16 protein-coding genes and 1 tRNA gene are annotated in these 15235 nt (G+C 61.1%); 9 read left to right on the top strand and 8 right to left on the bottom strand.

Translation table 11 applies throughout. From position 1 onward, the window contains the following. Window positions 1-389 precede the first annotated feature (389 nt). The 3 genes from YH63_RS21875 (at window position 390) to YH63_RS18625 (ending at window position 4031) form a co-directional block, all read left to right on the top strand. Entirely contained in the window at window positions 390-728 is a 339-nt protein-coding gene (locus YH63_RS21875) for a hypothetical protein (RefSeq protein WP_246658084.1), read from the top strand. A gap of 21 nt (window positions 729-749) precedes the next feature. Further along, on the top strand, window positions 750-1706 hold the full coding sequence (gene dapA / locus YH63_RS18620; protein WP_246658085.1) for a 4-hydroxy-tetrahydrodipicolinate synthase: 957 nt from the start codon (window positions 750-752) through the stop codon (window positions 1704-1706). 666 nt (window positions 1707-2372) lie between these two features. Next, on the top strand, window positions 2373-4031 hold the full coding sequence (locus tag YH63_RS18625) for an acyl-CoA synthetase (protein WP_046826318.1): 1659 nt from the start codon (window positions 2373-2375) through the stop codon (window positions 4029-4031). A 57-nt stretch (window positions 4032-4088) separates the two neighbouring features. On the opposite strand, the gene YH63_RS18630 is transcribed toward YH63_RS18625, so the two are convergent. The 3 genes from YH63_RS18630 to metG are packed head-to-tail and all read right to left on the bottom strand — an operon-like array spanning window position 4089 to window position 7281. Continuing rightward, window positions 4089-4889, bottom strand: a complete 801-nt coding sequence (locus YH63_RS18630) for an MBL fold metallo-hydrolase (protein ID WP_046826317.1) — start codon at window positions 4887-4889, stop codon at window positions 4089-4091. Continuing rightward, window positions 4886-5680 (bottom strand): TatD family hydrolase, encoded by a 795-nt coding sequence (locus YH63_RS18635; protein WP_046826316.1) that lies wholly within the window; start codon window positions 5678-5680, stop codon window positions 4886-4888. Before YH63_RS18635 ends, YH63_RS18630 begins: the two co-directional genes overlap by 4 nt. Before the next feature lie 5 nt (window positions 5681-5685). Next, window positions 5686-7281, bottom strand: coding sequence for a methionine--tRNA ligase (gene metG / locus YH63_RS18640; RefSeq protein WP_046829402.1), 1596 nt, complete (start codon window positions 7279-7281; stop codon window positions 5686-5688). Between metG and YH63_RS21880 the strand changes: the two genes are divergently transcribed. Next, window positions 7271-7651: a hypothetical protein gene (locus YH63_RS21880; protein ID WP_246658086.1), complete on the top strand. Its 381-nt coding sequence runs from the start codon at window positions 7271-7273 to the stop codon at window positions 7649-7651. The two genes, metG and YH63_RS21880, sit on opposite strands and share 11 nt — an antisense overlap. A gap of 70 nt (window positions 7652-7721) precedes the next feature. On the opposite strand, the gene YH63_RS18645 is transcribed toward YH63_RS21880, so the two are convergent. The 3 genes from YH63_RS18645 to YH63_RS18655 are packed head-to-tail and all read right to left on the bottom strand — an operon-like array spanning window position 7722 to window position 10724. Next, window positions 7722-8783: a DNA polymerase III subunit delta' gene (locus YH63_RS18645; RefSeq protein WP_046826315.1), complete on the bottom strand. Its 1062-nt coding sequence runs from the start codon at window positions 8781-8783 to the stop codon at window positions 7722-7724. After that, complete coding sequence (gene tmk / locus YH63_RS18650) at window positions 8780-9472, bottom strand: dTMP kinase (protein WP_046826314.1); 693 nt, start codon at window positions 9470-9472, stop codon at window positions 8780-8782. The genes YH63_RS18645 and tmk overlap by 4 nt, the downstream gene beginning before the upstream one ends. Window position 9473: 1 nt before the next feature. Then, entirely contained in the window at window positions 9474-10724 is a 1251-nt protein-coding gene (locus YH63_RS18655; RefSeq protein WP_046826313.1) for a D-alanyl-D-alanine carboxypeptidase family protein, read from the bottom strand. Between the two features lie 113 nt (window positions 10725-10837). Between YH63_RS18655 and YH63_RS18660 the strand changes: the two genes are divergently transcribed. Then, entirely contained in the window at window positions 10838-11803 is a 966-nt protein-coding gene (locus YH63_RS18660; RefSeq protein ID WP_046829401.1) for an alpha/beta fold hydrolase, read from the top strand. On the opposite strand, the gene YH63_RS18665 is transcribed toward YH63_RS18660, so the two are convergent. Next, window positions 11797-12729 (bottom strand): septal ring lytic transglycosylase RlpA family protein, encoded by a 933-nt coding sequence (locus tag YH63_RS18665; RefSeq protein ID WP_046826312.1) that lies wholly within the window; start codon window positions 12727-12729, stop codon window positions 11797-11799. The two genes, YH63_RS18660 and YH63_RS18665, sit on opposite strands and share 7 nt — an antisense overlap. 353 nt (window positions 12730-13082) lie before the next feature. On the opposite strand from YH63_RS18665, the gene YH63_RS18670 reads away from it, so the two are divergent. From YH63_RS18670 to YH63_RS21705, 4 genes are all read left to right on the top strand, one after another. Then, window positions 13083-13280, top strand: coding sequence for a hypothetical protein (locus YH63_RS18670; protein WP_046826311.1), 198 nt, complete (start codon window positions 13083-13085; stop codon window positions 13278-13280). 130 nt (window positions 13281-13410) lie between these two features. Further along, complete coding sequence (locus YH63_RS18675; protein WP_046826310.1) at window positions 13411-14166, top strand: outer membrane protein; 756 nt, start codon at window positions 13411-13413, stop codon at window positions 14164-14166. 167 nt (window positions 14167-14333) lie between these two features. Further along, window positions 14334-14423: transfer RNA gene (locus YH63_RS18680), tRNA-Ser, on the top strand. A 316-nt stretch (window positions 14424-14739) separates the two neighbouring features. Next, entirely contained in the window at window positions 14740-14916 is a 177-nt protein-coding gene (locus YH63_RS21705) for a hypothetical protein (RefSeq protein WP_170978713.1), read from the top strand. A gap of 44 nt (window positions 14917-14960) precedes the next feature. Here the strand turns inward: YH63_RS21705 and YH63_RS18685 are convergent, their stop codons facing one another. Beyond that, window positions 14961-15164, bottom strand: coding sequence for a cold-shock protein (locus YH63_RS18685; protein ID WP_046826309.1), 204 nt, complete (start codon window positions 15162-15164; stop codon window positions 14961-14963). Window positions 15165-15235 lie beyond the last annotated feature (71 nt).

A 15235-nucleotide genomic window follows, 5' to 3' on the forward strand; every position in this document is an offset into this window, starting at 1 on the left:
CGGAAGGTTCGCTCTGCGGGGCTCTGAAGGGCTCATTATGGAGCCTTTGGACTGAGGTGGAGACAGCCGTAAGCCCGTATGCTTGGCCATATCTCGGATTCGCATAAGGTATATTATGGAACATAAATAGATCTGTCTTTCCATGAGCGGAAAACCCGGCTCAGACAGTCGCCACACGGCCTCTGGGCCGGGTCATTCGCGAATGCGGATGGGGCCTTGCCGGTTCATCGCGGACCACGGGTCATTTATGTCCCGCTTATGAGATCGCCCCAGATTCCATCTCGAATTCATATGGGCCCCACCTGACACTGCCGGTGTGATTGCGCGGCGACTTTTCGATTCTCGAAGGCCGGGCGCGACGTCCCAGAATGACTTTTCGAGGCGATCAAATGACGATCCAGACTGAACCTCCGTCGTGCAGTTCCGCGTTGGTTTTCATCGGCAAGAACAGCCGCGGCCAGTGGGTCGCGCAGGAGCAGAACGGGCTGTTCGGCGGTCTGTTCATTAGCCGAGCCGCAGCCGTTCGCTACGCCCTCTTTGAGAACGGCCATCATCCCGAAACCATCATAGCCGCGACCAGCACGCTTGAGCTCGATATGGGCGGCAGCGCTTCGCGCGGCCTGGAGAGCTATTCGGGCTCGGAGAGCGAAGTCGGCCTGAGATGCCACGAGCAATTTTTGCTGTCGGGGCGGCGGCGAAATTTCAGCCACATGACCAAGGCAGCGTGACGGCATCTCATGACATATGCGATGAACCATCCCGCGACCTGGCTGGCGGGCTATATTCCTGATCTTCCAACACCCTTTGACAACGCCGGCGAACTCGACCTTGCGGCCTTTCGGCGGCTCTGTGAACGGCAGATCGCGGCCGGCGCGACCGCACTGGTGGTCGGCGAACTCACAGGCGAGGATTCAACGCTGAGCGATGCGGAGCATTCGGCGCTCACGCGCATTGCTGTTCGCACGTCGCGTGGCCGCGCGGCGGTGATCGCCGGGGCAGGTTCAAACTCCACAAGTGCTGCCATTGAACTCTCTCAACGGGCCGAAGCGGACGGCGCCGATGCCGTCCTGTCTGTGGTGCCGTACTATAACAAGCCGACACAAGCGGGGCTCTACGCACATTTCTGCGCGATCGCCGAAGCCACACGCCTGCCCATTGTCCTGCATGACGTCCCTTCCCGCACGGTTCGCGAATTGTCCGACGACACGGTTGCGCAGCTGTCGCAATCGGCGCAGTTCGTTGGTTTGAGAGACGCAACGGGCGATATTTCCCGCCCGCAGCGGCTGCGGTCATTGATCCGGCCGGAGTTTCGACTGCTGTCAGGCGATGACGCGACCGCGCCAGCTTTTCTGGTGCACGGTGGCGACGGCTGCATATCCGTCACATCGAACCTGATTCCGGATCTGTGCCAGTACCTGTATCGCTGCTGCAAGGAAGACGATCTGCAGACCGCCAGAGCCTTGGCGATCAGGATCGGCCGCCTCACCGCGACGTTGCTGCGCGAGCCTCCATCCGTGTCCATCAAATACGCTCTCAGCCTGTTCGGCCTGATGGCGCCCCATGTCCGCCTGCCGCTTCTAGAGCTCACGGATACTGCCAAGGTCGCGATTGCGGAAGCGATCCGCACCACAGACGAAAGTCCTGCCCCGCATGCCTTGAAGTGCATTGCAACGTCTGATGCGCAGCCCGCCAATGCCGTCCGGTGAACGTCGTGACTGCCGCGTGTCTTCCTATCGACGATCGTTACGACAGGACAATCAGGGCATGGTTGTTGGCGCTGCTGCGGTACGCGATCACGCTGGACGACGAAGACCGGCTTGTAGCGCTGGCTGCAGCCTCCGAGATCGACAAATCGGGCACACGGCAATCCGGTGACTTTCGGTTCTTTCATCGCACCAGCGCTAGGCTTTGCGAAGCGATGGCAAGCCCTAGTCGCGCCAGTACGGACGTCTTGCGCTGTCATCTGGACCGGATGAGCGACCCGCGCATGAAACGAGCGTTCGTCGCCGTTCTCGATCTGGATTTGGGTCAAGCCGTCACCCAGCACGCAGCGAGAGCGCCGCGAGGGCCGGAACGTCCCGATTTGTGGAAGGGCTTGAAATCTAACCCCGTGTGCCAAAGGATGCGTGATGGATAAATACGATATAATTCAATATCTTATTGATTTTCATCCAATTTGAATCTTAGATAGTTCAAGTAATTTATAAGAAGCCCTTGCCTCGTTGCTGCAACGTCCGATCTGCACGCCGCCATCCACCACAAGCGCGGCCCGGCGCGATCATTGACCGGAAATGCCGCCGCTGTAGAACCAGATGCAAATGCTCGCCGGACTTGCGCGTTGGGAACGGCAGCAGCACCGAGAGGTCCGAACCATGAGCAGCCAAGGCCAATACAGCATCGGTCTGGACAAGAACGCCGCCAATTACGTCCCGCTGTCGCCGTTGAGCTTCCTTGTCCGCAGCGCCAGCGTCTATCCGGACCACACCAGCGCCGTCTACGAAGGCCGCAGCTTCACCTGGACGCAGACCTATGAGCGCTGCAAGCGCTTCGCGTCGTTCCTCGCCAAGCGCGGCATCCAGCGCGGCGATACCGTCGCGGCCATGCTGCCGAACATTCCGGCGATGAACGAAGTCCATTTCGCCGTGCCGATGGCCGGCGGCGTGCTCAACGCGCTCAATATCCGGCTGGATGCGGCTTCCATCGCGTTCCAGCTCGACCACGGCGGCGCAAAGATCATTCTGGTCGATCCCGAATTTACCGGCGTGATCTCCGACGCGCTCGATCTCATGAAAGGCCCGAAGCCGCTGATGATCGATGTCGATGACCCAGCGTTTGCCGGTGGCAAGCGGATCGGCGAACTGGAATACGAAGCCGCGGTCGCGTCCGGCGACCCTGAGTTTGCGTGGCTCCAGCCGCAGGACGAATGGGACGCCATTGCACTCGGTTACACGTCGGGCACCACCGGCAATCCCAAGGGTGTCGTGACGCATTATCGCGGCGCGTATCTCAACGCCGTCAGCAACATCCTTGCGGGCAATCTCGGCACGCATCCGATCTATCTCTGGACGCTGCCGATGTTCCATTGCAACGGCTGGTGCTTCCCGTGGACCATCGCGGCATCGGCCGGGATCAATGTCTGCCTGCGCAAGGTCGATCCCACCAGGATTTTCGAACTGATCAAGGCCCACGGCGTGACCCACATGTGCGGCGCGCCGATTGTCTACAACACACTGATCAACGCACCCGGCGCGCCCAAGAAATCGTCAGAGGGCAAGTCCGAGAAGCCGGTCGTGGGACTGATCGCGGGCGCTGCGCCGCCCGTGGCCGTGCTCGAGGGCGCGGAAAACATCGGGATCAAGCTCACCCACGTCTACGGCCTGACCGAGGTTTACGGCCCCGCCTCCGTATGCGCCGAACAGCCCGGCTGGGACGACCTGCCGGCGGACCAGCGCGCGCAGCTCAAGCGCCGTCAGGGCGTGCCCTATCCGCTCCAGGAAGCCGTCACGGTGCTCGATCCCGAAACCATGCAGCCGGTGCCGCGCGATGGCGAAACCATCGGCGAGGTCATGTTCCGCGGCAACATCGTCATGAAGGGCTACCTGAAGAACGAAAAGGCCACCAAGGAAGCGTTCGAAGGCGGCTGGTTTCACACCGGCGATCTCGGCGTGCTCGATGAGTTCGGCTACGTCATCATCAAGGACCGGTCCAAGGACATCATCATCTCGGGCGGCGAGAACATCTCGTCGGTCGAGGTCGAAGACGTTCTGTACAAGCACCCGGCGATTCTCTTTGCCGCCGTTGTCGCCAAGCCGGACCCCAAATGGGGCGAGGTGCCCTGCGCCTTCGTCGAACTGAAAGAGGGCGCGACCGCGACCGAAGCGGAGATTCTGGCTTACTGCAAAAACATCTTGCCGGGATTCAAATCGCCGAAATCCGTGGTGTTCGGCGCGATCCCGAAGACATCGACCGGCAAGATCCAGAAGTTCATGCTGCGTGAACAGGCGAATTCCGCGAAGGCGATTTCGGCCTAGCGCTTATTCGCGAAAGCCGGGACCGGTCTTGCGATCAGAACAAGCGCAAAATAGTTCTCAGGCGTCGATCGCCAGCCGCATGCCGTCGTAGCCCACCTCGATACCCGGCGGCAATTTCGCTTGCAGCACGTCATAGTCGAGGTCGGAATGCAGGTTCGTCAGCACCGCGCGGCGCGGCTTGAACTTCGCGATCCATGAGAGCGCATCGTCAAGGCTGAAGTGGCTCGGATGCGGCGCGTAGCGCAGCGCATCGATGATCCACAGATCGAGATTCTCCAGTGCATGAAAACTCTCGGGCGGAATATCGTGAAGATCCGGTGTGTAGGCAGCATCGCCGATCCGATAACCAAGCGCCGGAATATTTCCGTGCTGGACCAGAAATGCGGTCAAGGCGAGGGAGCCGCCCTTCCCGTCGATAGTCTCGGTTTCTCCGGCCTCAATCGAGCGCTTTTCGAGGATCGCCGGATAGTCGCTGCCGGGCGCCTGCTCAAAGCAGTATGAGAAGCGCAGCAGGATGTCCTTGCCTGTCGACGTGTTGAGATAGACCGGAATCCGCTTGCGCTGATGCAGCACCACGGAGCGCAGATCGTCGATGCCGTGGGTCTGGTCGGCATGCTCATGGGTAAGGAATGTCGCTTCAAGATGATCCACATTGGCGTCGATCAACTGCTCGCGCAGGTCCGGCGACGTATCGATCAGCACCCGCGTCAGACCGGTCGCGCGCCCCTTCTCGGCCAGCAGCGAACAGCGGCGGCGGCGATTTTTTGGATTGTTGGGATCGCACGCGCCCCACCCCAGCGCGGGGCGCGGCACGCCGGCGGACGATCCGGAGCCAAGGATTGTCAGGATCACCGTCATGCAGCTTTTGCGTCCGGTCGCGGCACCTTGTCAAACAGCCGGAAGAAATTTTCCGTGGTCTGCTGCGCGATCTCGTCCTGCGAAACGCCGCGCGTTTCCGCCAGCACCCTGGCGGTCTCGGTCACGAAGGACGGTTCATTGCGCTTGCCGCGGAATTTCCCCGGCGCGAGATATGGCGCGTCGGTCTCGACCATGATCCGGTCTGCCGGCAATTCGGCGGCGATGTCGCGGATCGCCTGCGAATTCTTGAACGTCAGGATGCCGGTGAAAGAAACCGACAGTCCGAGCGAGACAGCCTTCATCGCAAGTTCGCGGCCGCCGGTGTAGCAATGCAGCACAGCCTTGAACGGGCCCTTTGCGATTTCGTCCTCAAGAATCCGGCCGCAGGCTTCATCAGCTTCGCGCGTGTGAATCACCAGCGGCAGGCCGGTCACCCGCGCCGCCGCGATGTGCGCACGAAAGCCCCGCTCCTGCGCCTCCGGCGATCCGTCCTTGTAGAAGTTGTCCAGCCCCGCCTCGCCCAGCGCCACCACCTTCGGATGTTGCGTCAGCGCGATCAGCTCACTCGAGGTGATGCCGTCTTCTTCATCGGCGTTATGCGGATGCGTACCGACCGAACAATAGACGTTCGGAAACCGCGCGGTGATCGCCAGCAACGATTCGATCCGGCGCACGCGCGTCGAGATCGTGACAATACGTCCGACTCCCGCCGCTTCGGCGCGCGCGACAATGGCGTCGAGATCGTCCGCGAAGTCGGGGAAATCGAGGTGGCAATGGCTATCGACAAGCATCAGGCTTAACCCGGCGAATCTTCTTTGGGTTCGACGTAACGCGGAAAAATCGGTGCAGGCGGCGGCAATTGCGTGCCGCCCTTGATCCGCGTCCCGAGTGCCGCGAAGTCGCGCGCGTCCGGTGCGATACCGAGAATATCGAGCAGCTTGGCGCACGCATCCGGCATCGCAGGCTGCGCGAGGATCGCAATCTGCCGCACAACCTCGGCCGTGACATACAGCACCGTTTGCTGACGCGAGGGATCGGTCTTGGCGAGCGCCCACGGTGCCTCTCCCGCGAAGTAGCGGTTGGCTTCCGCCACCACAGCCCAGATCGCATTCAGCGCTTGATGAATCTGCTGCGTGCTCATGGCAGTGCGCGCCTGCTCGAGCATGCCGTCGGACATCGCGAGAATGGCATTGTCGTTGTCGCTGAATGCGCCCGGTACCGGCAGCACGCCCTGATACTGCTTGCCGATCATCGACAGCGAGCGCTGCGCCAGATTGCCGAGATCGTTGGCGAGATCCGCATTGGTGCGCGCGACGATGGCTTCGTGATTGTAGTTGCCGTCCTGACCGAACGGCACTTCGCGGAGGAAAAAGTAGCGAAGCTGATCGACGCCGTACGCATCGGCGAGACTGAACGGATCGACCACGTTGCCGACCGACTTCGACATTTTCTCGCCGCGGTTGAACAGGAAGCCGTGTGCGAACACGCGCTTCTGCACAGGAATACCCGCCGACATCAGGAATGCCGGCCAGTACACCGCGTGAAAGCGGATGATGTCCTTGCCGATGATGTGAACATCCGCCGGCCAGTAATTCCAGTTTGCGTCGCCCTCGTCCGGAAACCCGACGCCGGTGATGTAGTTGGTCAGCGCATCGACCCAGACATACATCACGTGGCCTTCGTCGTCCGGCACCTTCACGCCCCAGTCGAACGTGGTGCGCGAAATCGACAGGTCCTTCAACCCGCTTTTTACGAAGCTGATGACTTCATTCTTGCGGGAGTCCGGGCCGATGAAGTCCGGCTGGTTTTCGTAAAGCGCCAGCAGTTTGTCCTGATAGGCGGAGAGCTTGAAGAAATAGCTCTTCTCCTCGACCCACTCGACCGGCGTTCCCTGTGGGCCGCGCCGAACCTGGTCTTCGCCGACGACGGTTTCGTCCTCGGCGTAATAAGCCTCGTCGCGCACGGAATACCAGCCGGCGTAGCTGTCGAGATAGATGTCGTCGTTCGTCGTCATCCGCTTCCAGATTTCCTGCGTCGCTTGATGATGCACGGACTCCGAGGTGCGGATGAAACGGTCGTAGGAAACATTCAGGCGCTGATCCATCTCCATGAAACGCGCGGCGTTGCGCGTCGCAAGATCCATCGGCGTCATGTTTTCCTTCTGCGCCGTCTGGACCATCTTCTGGCCGTGCTCGTCGGTGCCGGTCAGGAAAAACACATCCTTGCCGTCGAGCCGCTGAAAGCGCGCGAGCGCATCGGTCGCAATCGCTTCATAGGCGTGGCCGATGTGAGGTTCGCCATTCGGATAAGCGATCGCGGTCGTGATGTAGAAAGAATTTTTCGCGCGAGCGCTTGCGGCGCTCTGCGGAGCAGCCGACGCTTTGGGCTTCACTGGTTTTGCCGGTGCTTTCTTTGTCACCTGCTTTGCGGGCTGCGCAGTTTTCGCGGTAACTTTCTCAGCAGGCTTCTTTGTAACGGACTTTTTGATGGCGCTCTTTTTGGCGCCGGTCTTTTTGGCTACGGCCTTCTTGCCGGCACGCTTTGCAGCCGCTTTCTTTGCAACCTTCTTGGCTGTTTTTCCGACGACTTTCTTTGCGGCTTTCTTGACAGCTTTTTTTTCCGCCTTTTTGGTGGCCGCCTTGCGTCCCTTCTTCTTCGAGGAAACCGTCGCGCGCCGGGACGCTACTTTGCCAGCCGGTTTGACTGCTTTCTTTTTCTTCTTCGCGGCGGTTTTCTTGGCTTTGGCCATTACGCTTCCTTAGAATTTCTTACGGCGCCGACGTGTGCGCGATCACTCAAATGGGGTGCTGCCAAACCGCTGCGATTATCCAGTTAGCGAGCCTGCGGGCGGGCCGCGGTGGCTTCGGCGAGCATGCCAAATACCGAGAAAACCAACGGTTTCCGCTCCAGATTGAAGCTTTCCGTGTCGCGCGCGGCACTGTTGATCTTTTCCCATACCTCGGCCAGCCGTGCAAGGCGCGGCAGGTTTGCGCCAACATCAGGCGCATGAAGGTGCCCCGTCAGCCAGCGGTCGATGGTGTCGACAAACGCTTTCAATCCGACACGGTCGTTGAGCGGAAGCGCATCGCCGAGAGCATGAAGTGCGCGCTGATCGAGCTGCGGCAACCGATTGAGGAGTTCAAGCGTACGTTGGTGAAGCCCGAGCGATTGCCCACCGAGCAACGTGAGGGCGCGGGCAACGCTTCCCTCCGCTGCATCTGCCGCCTCAGCCAGCGCCGGATCGCGGCGAGTTAACCCGCCTGCCTCAGCTACAGCCTGAATAACCTCGTCTGTCTCCAGCGGCCGCAACGGCAGCTTCCGGCACCGCGACTGGATGGTGGCGAGCACGCGCGCCGGTGCGTGACTGATCAGCAGGAACAGCGAACGTGCCGGCGGCTCTTCAAGAATCTTCAGCAGCGCGTTGGAGGCGTTGGCGTTGAGTTCATCCACGGTATCGACCACGCAAACGCGCCAGCCCCCGACGGATGCGGCGGTCGAACCGAAAAATCCGATGGTCTCGCGCGACTCGTCCACCGTGATGACGGTGCGCATCGTGCCCTTCTCATTGGCGGTGCGCTCCAGCGTGAGCAACCCGCCGTGACTTCCGTTTGCGACCTGTCGCGCCACAGGATGATCCTGATCGACGTAAAGACTGTCCGCCCCCTGAACGGCTTGCGCAGCAGGATCGGAATGGGCCAGCACAAACCGCGCCATGCGATAGGCCAGAGTCGCCTTTCCGATGCCCTGCGCGCCGCCAATCAGCCACGCGTGCGGAATGCGTCCGCTGCGATAGGCCGTCAGCAACGTCTGCTCGGCGTCACGATGACCGAACAGCGCGGTTGTTTCACGCGGCGCCGGGATAGCTACTTCTGGTTCGGATGACTTCGCGCTCATGCCTTGGTGGTCTCGCGAACCGTGGCCACTGTGAACAGATGATCGCGCAAAGCTTTCCAGACCCGCTCGGCGACGGTCTTGGCATCGGCATCGGCGTCCACCAGCGCGCAGCGCTGCGGATCGCTTTCAGCGATCTTGCGATAGGCGTCGCGCAGCTTCTCGTGAAAGCTCACGCCCTCGCCCTCGAACCGATCCGGCACAGCCGTCCCGCGCCGCTTCAGCGCGCGCTCCATGCCGATTGCGACGGGCACGTCCAGAATGATCGTGAGGTCAGGTTTGAGATTGCCGATGGTGACGCGCTCCATCGCCCGGATCAGCTTCGGATCGACCTTCCCCAATTCGCCCTGATAGACTCGCGTGGAATCCGTGAAGCGGTCGCACAACACCCACGTTCCCTGCGCCAGCGCCGGTTCGATCACCTGACTGACATGATCATCGCGCGCAGCAGCGAACAGCAGGGACTCCGTCTCGGGACCGAACGCCTTCGCCATGCCCGAGAGCAACAGATGCCGGATAATTTCCGCGCCGGCCGAGCCGCCGGGCTCGCGCGTCGTGATCGTCCGCAACTTGGCGGCGTTGAGACGATCCGCCAGCAACTGGATCTGCGTTGATTTGCCGGAGCCCTCGCCGCCTTCAAAGGTAATGAAGCGCCCGCGCGGCGGCTGTTTCGGTTTAACGGTGTCAGCCATATTACAGCTTCTCCGCGCCGGCGCGGAACAGGCCGATGACCAGTTCGCTGGCGCCGTCGATCGCGCGGCGGGTGGTTGAACCTGTCGCGACCGGTTCTGCCGCAACCAGCGGAGCTTCCATCGCGATGTTGCTGCCGCGCCAGACTTTCAACACGCCGATCCGCTGGCCGGGCGCGACCGGCGCACGCACCGGGCCGGTGTAAACGATACGCGCCACCAGCTTGTCGGTTCCGTTTCGCTGCACCATGACCTTGATGGGTTCGGGACTGGCCAGTTTGACCGAACGGTTTTCACCGCCGAACACGCGCGCGAAACCGACAGCTTGGTTCGCGGAGAACAGCGTCCGCGCCTCAAAATTGCGGAACCCCCATTCGAGCAACTTCTTGGCCTCCGTCGCTCGATCGTCGGAATCCGTCAGGCCATTGACGACCACGATCAATCGCAGGCCGTTCTGCACGGCGGAGCCGACCATGCCGTAGCCGCCCTCCTTGGTATGGCCGGTCTTCATACCATCGGCGCCTTCGAGCATTGTCAGCAGCGGGTTGCGGTTCTGCTGGCGGATCTTGTTCCAGGTGAATTCGCGCTCGCCGAACAGCTTGTACTGATCCGGATAGGTCAGAACGATGTGGCGCGCGAGCATTGCCAGTTCGCGCACGGTCATCTTGTTGCCGGGGTCCGGCAGGCCGCTCGAATTCCCAAAGGTCGATTTCGTCAGCCCGAGTTCACGTGCGCGTTTGGTCATCCGTTCGGCGAAGGCGGCTTCGGTGTTCGACAGGCCCTCAGCCAGCGCCATGCAGGAATCGTTGCCGCTCTGGATCACCGCGCCGCGGAGCAGGTCATCGACGCTGACGCGGCTGTTGATTGCCGCGAACATGGTTGAACCGCCTGACGGCGCACCGCCCTTGCGCCAGGTGTTCTCGCTGATCCTGAATTCATCGGTGGGCTTGATCTCACCCTTCTTGAGCGCGCTGAAGACCACCTCGGCCGTCATCAGCTTCATCATGCTGGACGGCGCGCGCAACTCGTCTGCGTTCTTCTCGAACAGGATGCTGCCGGATTTCGCCTCGATCAGGATCGCGGTCGGCGCATCGACCTCGTACCCGTCCTCTTTCTTGGCACCCTGCACGCTGTTGTTGGCGGCATAGGCCATCTCGCCCAGCGCCACGCCGGCCGTCAGGACCGCGGCGACGAGCGGCCAGAACCGCCCAGTCCGACGTCCACGAATCCGGGATGCTGTAAGAATGGCTGCCATGTCGAGATTCCTGAGGATCGCCTTGTAACAGTTGGGCTGATACCAAACAACGTGCGGCTGACCACCCCGGTGTTCACACAGCCTTCAAATTCTTGAAAAAAGGCAGCAAATCGATGTCGTCATCGCGAATGATCTCGGCCAACGGCATCGAGATCAGTGTCACCGAACAAGGCTCAGGACCGCTGGTGCTGCTGTGCCACGGCTGGCCCGAATTGTCGCATTCATGGCGTCATCAGATTCCCGCCATCGCGGCAGCCGGTTTCCATGTCGTCGCTCCCGACATGCGCGGCTTCGGTCGGACCTCGGCCCCTCTGAACGTCGAGGCCTACTCCATCTTCGATCTGGTGGGCGACATGGTGGCGCTGGTCGCAGCGCTGGGTGAAACCAAGGCGATCATCATCGGCCACGATTGGGGCGCGCCGGTCGCATGGCATGCCGCCCTGTTCAGGCCCGATATCTTCACCGCCGTCGGCGGCCTGAGCGTCCCGCCGCCATGGCGAGGGCGCGAGCGGCCGCTGGAGACCCTGGCGAAGAGTGGGGTCAACAACTTCTACTGGCAATATTTCCAGACGCCGGGTGTGGCGGAAGCCGAGTTCGAACGCGACGTCGATTTCACGATGCGTGCGGTCACCTTCGGCGTCGACTCATCACTGTTCCTGAAAGACGGACAGGGTTTTCTGGGCGATCCTGCAAAGGCGCGACCCCGCCCGGCCTGGGTGAGCGAGCAGGATCTGGCACACGTCGTTGAAACCTATTCACGCACCGGGTTTCGAGGCGGCCTGAACTGGTATCGCAACATCGACCGGAACTGGGAGCTGACCGCTCCGTGGCATGGCGCAAAGATCTATCAACCGTCGATCTTCATCGCCGGCGCAAACGATTCCGTGGTCACCGGCATCATCGGCGGAAAGCGGGTCACCGAGATGGATCGTGTGTTGCCTAACCTGCGGCGAAAGCTGCTGATCGAGGGTGCGGGTCACTGGATTCAGCAGGAGCGCCCCGACGAGGTCAACGCGGCGCTGGTGGAATTCCTGAACGGCGTACGGGATTTGCCTGTCGACAGCGACTGGTCTCAGTAGAGACCGCGACCCGACATTAGGTTGTTGTTGCTGGTGCGCGGAGCCGCTGCAAAGGAAGCGACAGGCTTCGTCGCCGACTCCTCGCCCCCCTCCTCAGCGTCAGCCTGAACGATGCGCTCGAAGCGACGTCCGCCCGGCCGTGCGGCGCGTGATGCCGAGACTTCCGACGCGCCGGCTGCCGCAAAATCTTCCTTGGTATGGCCGAGCGTATAGGGACGCCCCGCCGGCAGCGGAACATCTCCCCGCATGACACCGCGCGTCGGCGCGATATCCGGGACAAAGGCATTTGCCGACGCGATCCTGACGCCCGAAGGCGCCGGAGCCGGCTGCCCTGTCCGCAGCGTCGCCATCAACTGGCGGTCGTCCGATCCCTCCAGCGGAGCGCGTCCGACATACTCGACACGCACGCGCCCAACGCCATTCTCGTGGAATTCCAAAAGCTTGGCCGCGGTATTTGAGACATCGATCAAGCGATTGCCGTGGTAAGGACCACGGTCGTTGACACGCACGATCACCGACTTGCCGTTGGCCATATTGGTCACGCGCGCGTAGCTCGGCAGCGGCAGCGTTGGATGGGCAGCAGTGAGCGACGTCATGTCGAACACCTCGCCGTTGGCAGTCAGGCGGCCATGGAAGGCATCGCCATACCAGGAGGCCATGCCCTCGGCGCGATAGTTTGGATCTTCTTCCGGCACATAGGTTTTGCCGGCAACGACATAGGGTTTGCCGACGCGATAGGTGCCACCGCCCTTGGGAACGGCTTCGCCGAAATCGACCACCCTGGGGCTGCTGGACACGCCGTATTTCGGATCGACACGACTGGAGAGTTTGTTGGACGCGCCGCAATTGGCGACCAGCAGGCACACGGCTCCCGCCGCTGCGACACGCAGGCCCGCCTTGCCCGATTCCCTGACGCTAATCCCCATAGAACCCCAAATAGCACTTTTCGCGCCGTCTTGCCTACCGGGCATCGCCGTGGCCGGACGCTCGCACTTCATACGGCGATTACCTTAACCCATTGCTTCCATGCCCGGAACGGCGAGATACGCGAGGTGGTAAACCAGAGATTGATTTTCCTAGCGCTTGCCGCCACCCGTTGCGCAGGCGATCTTCGCGCCCGCGACGGCCTTGGGGCGGTGGAAGCGTCTGAGATCCAACATGGAACGGCTGGTTTTCGGTCCTGCTTATCGGGGCGCTTCTGATCGCCGCAGCGGTTGTCCTGATCCGTCGGGCCGCACGGCGATGGTGGGACTATCTGCTGATCCTGGCGCTGGCCGGATTGCTGTTTCGGCCCCTCTACAACCTCGTCAGCGGTGACGTGTCGCGTTACCTGCCGGCGTTCATCTGGTCGGACGGCAGCGACGGAAAAGACCAGATTATTCTCGCCAGCATCGCGAGCACATTCCTGCTGCCGCTCGTCGTCTCGGCGCTCATCCTGTTGATCGTGAAGTGGATTGTGGCCATCAGCCATTCCTGACCGGCCCGAGAGGGATCGTTCGGCAGGCGCACTTTTTTGCCGCCGATGTTGCCGGGGCGTGACAGGTGGAGCGGTGATTCTAGGTTACAAACGATGCAATTGAATTGTTTCGAACGCAGGACATTTTGATATGAAAAAGTTCCTTCTCGCCACGACAATTCTCGGCGCAGCCATCGCCTCCGCATCCGCCGCTGACATGAGCCGCCCTTACACGAAGGCTCCTATCTATGTCGCGCCAGTCTACAACTGGACCGGATTCTACGTCGGCGCGCACATCGGTGCAGCCTTCGGCGGAAGCGACACGGTCGAACAGGTTCTTCCTGCACCTGCCCTCTTCCCTCTCTCGGCAAGCAGCCGCGACGCCACGTTCCTCGGCGGTGGCCAGATCGGCGCCGACTATCAGTTCGCCCCGAATTGGCTGATCGGTGTCGAAGGCCAGATCAGCGGCCTGGCCAGCAGCGACCGCACCTTCACCAGCACGTTCAGCGGCGGTGTCGTCATCAACGATCGTTCCAGCGACTGGCTCGCTTCTGTGACTGGCCGCCTCGGTTACGTGTCCGGTCCGCTCCTGATCTACGGCAAGGGCGGCGTCGCATTCCGCGATGACAGCGACATCAGCTTCACGGTCGCGAACCTGGCGACTCCGTTCATCATCAACCGCGAGACCACTGGCTGGACCGTCGGCGGCGGCCTGGAATACATGTTCGCTCAGAACTGGTCGGCCAAGATCGAGTACCAGTACTATGATTTCGACCGCACCAACTTCTCGACCGTAGCGGGATCGACCACGCCGGTGGCCTTCAGCTACAAGGAAGACCTGCACACTGTGAAAGTTGGCGTGAACTATCACTTCAACTGGGGCGGCCCGGTCGTCGCCAAGTACTGAGTACTGAAAGCTTCAGTTTCTGCCATTAGAACTTAGGCCCGGCCATGCGCCGTTTTGTGGTTTGCGGCCAGCGGCAAGGCCGAATGGTCATCAGGGCAGCGGTCTTGGAGGCAATCACCTCTTTCGCTACCCCGTTCGCTTTGCTAAGTGCTGGTTTCCAAAGCGCAGGAAGGGTGGCCGAGTGGTTTAAGGCACCGGTCTTGAAAACCGGCGTGCCTGCAAGGGCACCGTGGGTTCGAATCCCACCCCTTCCGCCATGTCAGCGTTTTTCCCGAACTTTTTCAATCGTCTAACGCCGGCACCTGTTTCTAGCCACGGTTCTGCCCACGAGCGAAATGGCGTGTGGTGCGGACGGAGATGGTCGCATGCGCTCTCAATCCTCGCGATGGTCACTATCAATGGGTGACCATCTGGCCGGTACTGAACGGGTGGATCGCGCCGTGACGTGGCTTGACCGGGTGCCGGTCGCCCCCTGCGTGGCGTCATTTAGGTCGCAGCCCTAATGCGAAAAATGGACTCGATTCTCGTTCGGCGCAGGAACTAGAATGGTGAACCCTTGGCAGGGCGGTCACGATGCCCATCAATCAGCGGATTTGTCCGGAGTGTGGAAAGCCTGTGAAACTGATGCTGCCACCCGGCGGCAAAGGTCCGCGCGTTTATCAATGCATCCATTGTGATCGGCCCGACCCGATCAAGTCGCCCCAGGTTAAGAACCTGCTGGATGCGCTCCTGCACGACGAAAAGAAGTAGACCGCCCAGTGAGGCGGCCTCCCCTGTCCCTAACCATTGCGCAATCAGCCGACGCGCAAATTCTCAGCAGATTCTTTGCCGCGGTTTGGCACCACGTCGTAGCTGACCTTTGCGCCCTCGTTGAGGTTAGAAAGTCCCGCCTTTTCAACTGCTGAGATGTGTACGAACACGTCTTTGCCGCCATCGTCAGGCTGAATAAATCCGAAACCTTTAGTCGAGTTGAACCACTTCACGGTACCCATAGCCACGGCTGATATCTCCCAGATTAATCAAGACTGACAGCAAGCCTGAAATAATGATCCGTGACAATAGGAACCTG

Source organism: Afipia massiliensis (genome assembly GCF_001006325.2).
GTDB lineage: Bacteria > Pseudomonadota > Alphaproteobacteria > Rhizobiales > Xanthobacteraceae > Afipia > Afipia massiliensis_A.

Excerpts from the sequence above, each read along its gene's own strand:
- YH63_RS18635 (WP_046826316.1), bottom strand. The coding sequence starts at position 5,680 with ATGCTTGTCGATAGCCATTGCCACCTCGATTTCCCCGACTTCGCGGAC.
- YH63_RS18660 (WP_046829401.1), top strand. The coding sequence starts at position 10,838 with ATGTCGTCATCGCGAATGATCTCGGCCAACGGCATCGAGATCAGTGTC.
- tmk (WP_046826314.1), bottom strand. The coding sequence starts at position 9,472 with ATGGCTGACACCGTTAAACCGAAACAGCCGCCGCGCGGGCGCTTCATT.
- YH63_RS21705 (WP_170978713.1), top strand. The coding sequence starts at position 14,740 with ATGCCCATCAATCAGCGGATTTGTCCGGAGTGTGGAAAGCCTGTGAAA.
- dapA (WP_246658085.1), top strand. The coding sequence starts at position 750 with ATGAACCATCCCGCGACCTGGCTGGCGGGCTATATTCCTGATCTTCCA.
- YH63_RS18625 (WP_046826318.1), top strand. The coding sequence starts at position 2,373 with ATGAGCAGCCAAGGCCAATACAGCATCGGTCTGGACAAGAACGCCGCC.
- YH63_RS18645 (WP_046826315.1), bottom strand. The coding sequence starts at position 8,783 with ATGAGCGCGAAGTCATCCGAACCAGAAGTAGCTATCCCGGCGCCGCGT.
- YH63_RS18630 (WP_046826317.1), bottom strand. The coding sequence starts at position 4,889 with ATGACGGTGATCCTGACAATCCTTGGCTCCGGATCGTCCGCCGGCGTG.
- YH63_RS18655 (WP_046826313.1), bottom strand. The coding sequence starts at position 10,724 with ATGGCAGCCATTCTTACAGCATCCCGGATTCGTGGACGTCGGACTGGG.
- YH63_RS18675 (WP_046826310.1), top strand. The coding sequence starts at position 13,411 with ATGAAAAAGTTCCTTCTCGCCACGACAATTCTCGGCGCAGCCATCGCC.
- YH63_RS21875 (WP_246658084.1), top strand. The coding sequence starts at position 390 with ATGACGATCCAGACTGAACCTCCGTCGTGCAGTTCCGCGTTGGTTTTC.
- YH63_RS18665 (WP_046826312.1), bottom strand. The coding sequence starts at position 12,729 with ATGGGGATTAGCGTCAGGGAATCGGGCAAGGCGGGCCTGCGTGTCGCA.